The organism is Microbacterium sp. Bi128, assembly GCF_918698205.1.
In genome coordinates, this window is the sequence record NZ_CAKKMM010000794.1 from 1 (window position 1) to 2,321 (window position 2,321).

Below are 2,321 nucleotides of genomic sequence, written 5' to 3' on the forward strand. Positions count from 1 at the left end.
GTCCTCTTCGACCTCGACGTCCTCGTTGCGGGTCACGCGGAAGATGTGGTGTTCCAGGACCTCCATGCCGGCGAACAGCTGGTCCAGGTGCACGGCGATCACTTCTTCGAGCGCGATGAACCGTGCCACCCGTCCCGGGACGGAGCCGGCGCGGGCGCCGTCAATGGAGATCAGGCGCGGGAGCTGGTCAGGGACCTTGACACGGGCGAAGAGCTCCTTGTCGCTGACCGGGTTGCGGACCACCACGGCGAGGTTCAGGGACAGCCCGGAGATGTAGGGGAACGGGTGCGCCGGGTCCACGGCCAGCGGCGTCAGGATCGGGAATACCTTTTCCGCGAACATGGCGCTGAGCTGGTCCTTGGCCTGCGAGTCGAGCTCCTCCCAGTGCATCAGGTGGATGTGCTCATAGGCCAGCGCCGGACGGATCTGTTCGGCGTAGACCCGGGCGTGGCGCTGCTGCAGCCGGTGGGCCTCCTCGCCGATCTGCTCCAGGACCTGCATGGGGCTCAGCCCGGCAGGGGAGGGGACGGCGAGCCCCGTGGCGATCCGCCGCTTCAGCCCGGCCACCCGGACCATGAAGAACTCGTCCAGGTTGGAGGCGAAGATGGACAGGAAGCTGACCCGCTCCAGCAGGTACAGGTTGGGGTCCTCGGCCAATTCCAGGACCCGCGCGTTGAACGCAAGCCAGCTCAGTTCCCGGTCCAGGAACCGGTCGGGGCGGATGTCGCCTTCCGGTTCCAGGTTCGGTGCGAACTCCGGAATGTCGATCCGGTCCTGCGTGGCGCGCGAGGCCGGCACTTCGGAGGAGCCAAAGCGGGCACGTACCGGACGCGCCCCCTTTTCCGGCGTTGCTGGTTCAGACGTGGATGTCCGGGTGGTATCCCGTGGCATGGTGTCTCCTCAATGCTGGCGCGATGTAGCTTCAACCTTACAAGCAATCATGGCCGGATGACCCCAGGTTTCGGCCCGGGCCGGGACGGTTATCCGCCGACTTGACTAACGCCGTCCGGCGCGGGAGTGGCGGCCGGTGATGGTTGCTGCGGCAGCGGCGCGTACATCACGTCGACATCCCAGCGGGTGAATCCGAGCCTGCGGTACAGGGCGAGGGCGGGGGTGTTGTCGGCATCGACGTAGAGCATGACGGCGCGGAGCCCCAGGTCCTGAAGATGCCTGATGCCGGCGACCGTGAGGGCCTTGCCCAGCCCGGACCCCTGGGCGTCGGGGGTCACGCCCACCACGTAGACCTCGCCCATTGCGGGGTGGTCGCCGTGCCGGGGGTGCACTTTGGTCCAATGGAATCCCAGGAGCCGGTCCGCCGGGTCGACGGCCAGCAGGAAGCCCGCGGGATCAAACCACGGTTCGGCCATCCGGGCGTCCAGATCGGCCCGCGTCATGTTGCCTTGCTCCGGGTGGTGGGCGAAGGCGGCCTTGTTTGCGGCCAGCCAGGCGTCCTCGTCCCGGCCGGGCACGAAGGCGCGGAGCTGTACGCCGTCCGGGAGTTGGACCTCCGGCAGGGCCGCCGCCGCCGTCATCAACCGCATCTTCCACAGCTCACGCACGGCGCCGTAGCCGTAGCGGGCCGCGAGGTCGGCCGCGGCCTCGTGGTTTCCGTGGGACCAGGCCTTCAGGCCGGCGAAGCCGCGGACGGTCTTCAGTTCGCCCAGCAGGCGGTCACCCACGCCCTGGTTGCGGTAGCTGGGATGGACGGCGACCTCGAGGATGCCGGTGCCGTCCGGTTCCTCGATGACGACGGCGACGCCGGCCAGGTCCTGCGCCGTCGCGGGATCCAACTTGTCGTCCGGGGCATAGAGGGCCAGGGCAAGCACCGAGTGCTCGCCCGCATCGCCGGCGCGCAGCGTGACAAGGGTCTGTTCGGACAACGGCGGATTGCCGTCGGACTCTTCCGCCGCGGCGACAAGGGCGGCGACGTCCCGCAGCAGCGCGGCGTCCACGGTTCCTTTTTCAGTGTGTACGGGCCAGTTTTCCGGGTGCGCAGGGCTCATGGTGCAAGGCTATCGGGTGCATGGGGGTCAGCGGCCGATTTTGTCGAACTGCGGACGGCCGCGTATAGTCGTTATCTCGTCCGGCGTTGAGCCAGATGCGAGGGGGATCCACCACTGGGGTGGCCTCGATACGTTCGACCCGTATGTCCTCCACTGATAAATACTGAGAAGTACTGCTAGATACTGAGAAGTTTGTGCCGATGGTTTGGTGCACCAAGAAGGCCCCGGACTCTGGATTCCAGAGTCCGGGGCCTTCTGCGTTCAGTGCCTTCGTTCAGTGCTTGTGTACAGTGCCTGCGTACCGGCGCCGCCGCGCTG

Annotated in this window: 1 protein-coding gene and 1 pseudogene; both read right to left on the reverse strand. The window is 67.3% G+C overall.

The window, feature by feature from the left end:
- Nucleotides 1-891 (reverse strand): annotated as a pseudogene (locus LQV45_RS26340) (RNA degradosome polyphosphate kinase); the annotation flags it as partial.
- A gap of 89 nt (nucleotides 892-980) precedes the next feature.
- Nucleotides 981-2,003: a mycothiol synthase gene (gene mshD / locus LQV45_RS26345; protein ID WP_230009652.1), complete on the reverse strand. Its 1,023-nt coding sequence runs from the start codon at nucleotides 2,001-2,003 to the stop codon at nucleotides 981-983.
- Between the last annotated feature and the right edge of the window lie 318 nt (nucleotides 2,004-2,321).